Below are 4161 nucleotides of genomic sequence, written 5' to 3' on the forward strand. Positions count from 1 at the left end.
GAAGAAGAGGAAGAGGATGACGAGCCGCTACTGACCGCCGAGTCTCTGCGGGCGCAACAGCTGTATTTCTCCAACCTGATGCGCAGCATCCTGCAAAACACAAGCTACCCTCGACGCGCCCTTCAGCGCGGACAGGAAGGGGAGATTCGCGTGGCAGTGGTGATCGATCGGGCGGGCGCCATCCAGAGCATGAATATGCTGGAAGAGTCGGAACACTCCCTGCTCAACCGGGAGGCCGAGCGGGCCATCCGGGAAGCAGCACCCTTCCCGGACGTGCCCGAGGTCATTCGCGGAGACGTGTACGAGTTCTCGGTACCCTTTACCTTCGTGGTCCCGGAGTAACAGAGCGAGACCTTCGCACCGATACGAAAACGGCGCCTACAGGCGCCGTTTTCGTATTCAGAACATGACCCGTTGATCAGTGCTCCCGTGTCGCCCGCAGGTTTACCTCGGGGTAGCGCTCCTCGGTCAGGGACAGGTTGACCCGGGTTGGCGCCAGATAGGTGAGGTAACCCCCCCCATCCAGGGCGAGGTTGTCCGCACACTTGCGCTTGAACTCCTCAAGCTTTTTCGGATCCTCACACTCCGCCCAACGCGCGGTGGCCACATTGACCGGCTCGTAGATGGCCTCGACCTTGTACTCGTCTTTCAACCGGTAAGCCACCACCTCGAACTGCAACACCCCAACCGCACCGACCACGATATCGTTGTTATTCAGCGGGAAAAACACCTGGGTAGACCCCTCTTCCGCCAACTGCTGCAGACCTTTCTGCAACTGCTTGGTTTTGAGCGGATCTTTCAGGCGGATGCGGCGGAACAGTTCCGGGGCAAAGTGCGGGATGCCGGTAAACTTCAGCGGTTCACCCTCCGTGAAGGTATCGCCAATCTGAATCGTACCGTGGTTGTGAAGCCCGATGATATCACCGGCAATGGCCTCATCCACCGCACTGCGGTCGCCAGCCATGAAGGTCACCGCATCGGCAATCTTCACATCCTTACCCAGGCGCACATGACGCATCTTCATGCCCTGGCGGTAGGTGCCCGAGCAGATGCGCATAAACGCAATACGGTCCCGGTGTTTCGGGTCCATGTTCGCCTGAATCTTGAACACAAAGCCCGACAGTTTTTCTTCGTTGGGCTGTACTTCCCGATAATGGGTCATGCGTGGCATGGGCTTGGGCGCCCAGTCCACAAAGTGATCCAGCATTTCGCGAACACCAAAGTTGCCCAGGGCGGTACCGAAAAACACCGGCGTCATACGCCCGGCCAGGTACTCCTCGACATCAAAGGGCGAGGTCGCGCCGCGCACAAACTCGATCTGCTCGCGAATATCCTCGGCATCATCACCCAGCAGCTCACTGGCTTCGGCGCTGTCCAGCCCCTGAATCTGAGTGTCAGCGGGAATGGTGTGTCCCTGACCTTTCTCGTACACGTGAATAGTGTCCGTGTACAGGTTATAAACGCCCTTGAAATCAACCCCCATACCCAGCGGCCAGTTGACCGGAGCGGCGGTGATGTTCAGAACCGACTCGATTTCATCCAGCAGGTCAACCGGGTCCCGGGCTTCCCGGTCCAGCTTGTTCACGAAAGACAGAATCGGGGTATCGCGCAACCGGCAGACATCCATCAGTTTGATGGTCCGGTCTTCCACACCCTTGGCCCCGTCCAGCACCATCAGCACCGAGTCCACGGCGGTGAGGGTGCGGTAGGTGTCTTCCGAGAAGTCTTCGTGCCCCGGGGTATCGAGCAGGTTGACGATGCGCTCCTTGTAGGGGAACTGCATCACCGAGGAGGTCACGGAAATGCCGCGCTCCTGCTCCATGGTCATCCAGTCCGACTTGGCATGGGGCCCTCGCTTACCTTTCACGGAGCCGGCCTGCTGAATCGCACTTCCGAACAGCAACAGCTTTTCAGTGATGGTGGTTTTACCGGCGTCCGGGTGGGAAATGATAGCAAAAGTCCTTCGCTTGTTGATTTCATTCAAAAAATTGCTATCAGCCATACCACTTTAAATCCTAATTTGTACCTAAATTTGTACCCAGCATCCCTTTTCAAGGGATGAGAGAGCCCGCCATTCTATCTGAGATCAGGGTCGCTCGAAATCAACGATCCAATATCTTTTCCAAAAGACGCAGTTGTTTTGCATACGCGCCTGGCCTGGTTTGCTTAAATCGCTCCAGATTGAAAAGCTTCCATTTCACTGATGGAAAATCTTGAAAGTTATAAATTGACCACTCAGGTTCCAACCGATTAAAACTACTTAAGAAAATCCTGTCTTTCTCACCGAGCGCCTCCCTGACCCTCTTAATTAGGCCTTGTCTGACCTGCTCATAATTTTCATAGGTGAATGCTAGCGCGCTCATTCCCTCGAACTGGTTTTCAAACGTTGCACGCTGATCCAGCAGGTTAGGATCAAGCATTTCATGAGTGGGACGGTTAGAACAGACCAACCCATACACCAGGCCTGGTCTAATTTCGTCGTTAAGCCCTTCATTTTCCAACAACAACTTGATATCAAAAAGATCCCTGGGATGCTGGCGGTCGAGTGCAGCGCATAACTTCCCACCGTAAAGCTGAGGTCGCGGCACCAGGCTCATTACACAAAAAGCATCAAATGTCTCTTGTGCCGCATTGCATAATGGTCGTTCTTCCGGTGCACCCAGCAGCCCCCGGCCAACCATGTTGACCTCTATTTTGATGAGCATCCCGCCTTCATCAAGTTGTAGCTTGCACGCATCAGAGCTGTGATGAACCCTCACCCTGGGGAGAAGCCTCTCTATTCTACCCTTGATACGCATAAGCGCTTTATTGATCGAGGCAAGCGCATGCTCGCGAGGGCTGATTTCCACATAGGTCAAGTCAATATCAACCGACAGCCTCGGCATATCACGCACAAACAGGTTTATCGCTGTACCTCCATGCATGGCAAAGCACGTCTCTTTAGCCACCTCTGGAAGCACGCTCAGTAATAATCCAACCTGTTTTCTATAAGTTTGATTCATATATATGCTGCCAACTCCCTTGGCACAGTAATTTGGTACTTTGGAATATAAACACCATCAGGCACAATTGCGCGTTTACCCGACCCCAAGTCCATTTTGTTCAAGTCGAGATAGCTCAACCAGTCATGACCAGCCTTTTCAGCCATATAGAGGAACAGGCGTTTCACCTTGATCGAATTGCAACCTTCCAGCAATTTTTGAACGCTCGCCGGGCGCAAATTATTAAGCCCTTCCATCAGCTCATAGACTTCAACAAGCGGTTGTGATTTAGGTGCCATATATAGGCATTCCATCACAGCTCGGGCCGGAGATGATATTTTGACCGTGAAACTCTTGTGCTCATGGTCCACCAGCCCTAGCTCCGGCGGCATAAATGCACTCCATTTGCAGTCAACGCTCACCCCCCAATCATGCTTTCTAAACCAAAGAGGCAGACTTTCGTTTGGCCCGCCAAAGAGAAGTGCTTTTTTAGTCAGAAGTTCGAGGTACTGCGATTTCCCCTGCATGGCGAGCGCCGTCTTCCCTGCCGGGTGAACAGACAGTTTAAGCTGAGATTGCAGGGCGTAAACTCCGCCCAGGTAATCCACTTGATCTCCACAGCGCGCCAATGCCCCGGTGCCTATGGAGTTAAACCACTGGCTTTTGCGGTACTGCTTTTGCAGCTCCGGGCTATAGCCCTGTTCGGTCAACCAGGCAGATAACAGCACGGTGCCTTTCGGCTGCGTACTCAACAGCGTGTTTAATTTTGAACCTCTAACGGTATTCATGGTACCAAAATACCGTAATTTTTAAACAAAAGCAATGAGATTGTTTATATTTTTCCTTTGAGCGGTACTTTGAATGCCTTAAAAATATTATTTTTAAACCTCCGGAACTTCAAAAACGCCCGAGTACATAATAAGCGCTCATTTCGGACCTGACTACGGTGCCTACTCAGAACGGAGAGTGCTTTTTCAACTTGCGCTGCAGAGTGCGCCGGTGCATGCCCAGGGCCCGGGCGGTGGAGGAAATGTTGCCATCGTGCTCCAGCAGTACCCGTTGCAGATGCTCCCATTCCAGCTCGGCGGGGGTGACGTGACGGCCTGAAAGCGGCTCGGTTTGTGCCACGTCGGTGCCTCTCAGCACCTTGAGGAGCTGGGCCAGGTCCACCGGCTTGGCC

The 4161-nt window shown here is 53.5% G+C and carries 5 protein-coding genes; 1 reads left to right on the top strand and 4 read right to left on the bottom strand.

Features of this window, described 5'->3' with window-relative positions; all coding sequences use genetic code 11:
• The coding region (locus B3520_RS16670) for an energy transducer TonB (RefSeq protein WP_286876457.1) at positions 1–342 on the top strand (342 nt) is incomplete at its 5' end.
• A gap of 76 nt (positions 343–418) precedes the next feature.
• Here the strand turns inward: B3520_RS16670 and B3520_RS16675 are convergent.
• The 4 genes from B3520_RS16675 to B3520_RS16690 all read right to left on the bottom strand — a co-directional run.
• The gene (locus B3520_RS16675; protein ID WP_286805838.1) at positions 419–2002 is read right to left on the bottom strand and encodes a peptide chain release factor 3; all 1584 of its coding nucleotides are present in this window, start codon (positions 2000–2002) and stop codon (positions 419–421) included.
• A gap of 100 nt (positions 2003–2102) precedes the next feature.
• A complete protein-coding gene (locus tag B3520_RS16680; RefSeq protein WP_286805839.1) occupies positions 2103–3002 on the bottom strand; it encodes a nucleotidyl transferase AbiEii/AbiGii toxin family protein in 900 nt (299 codons plus the stop codon).
• On the bottom strand, positions 2999–3769 hold the full coding sequence (locus B3520_RS16685; RefSeq protein WP_286805840.1) for a type IV toxin-antitoxin system AbiEi family antitoxin: 771 nt from the start codon (positions 3767–3769) through the stop codon (positions 2999–3001). The genes B3520_RS16680 and B3520_RS16685 overlap by 4 nt, the downstream gene beginning before the upstream one ends.
• 166 nt (positions 3770–3935) lie before the next feature.
• Positions 3936–4161, bottom strand: a 226-nt coding sequence (locus B3520_RS16690) for a response regulator transcription factor (protein ID WP_286876458.1), incomplete at its 5' end; no start/stop codon positions are given.

The sequence above is a fragment of the Marinimicrobium sp. UBA4509 genome, from assembly GCF_002388575.1.
In the GTDB taxonomy this organism is placed as follows: Bacteria; Pseudomonadota; Gammaproteobacteria; order Pseudomonadales; family Cellvibrionaceae; genus Marinimicrobium; species Marinimicrobium koreense.

Coding starts and splice junctions, on each gene's coding strand:
- B3520_RS16675 (WP_286805838.1), bottom strand. CDS start 2,002: ATGGCTGATAGCAATTTTTTGAATGAAATCAACAAGCGAAGGACTTTT.
- B3520_RS16685 (WP_286805840.1), bottom strand. CDS start 3,769: ATGAATACCGTTAGAGGTTCAAAATTAAACACGCTGTTGAGTACGCAG.
- B3520_RS16680 (WP_286805839.1), bottom strand. CDS start 3,002: ATGAATCAAACTTATAGAAAACAGGTTGGATTATTACTGAGCGTGCTT.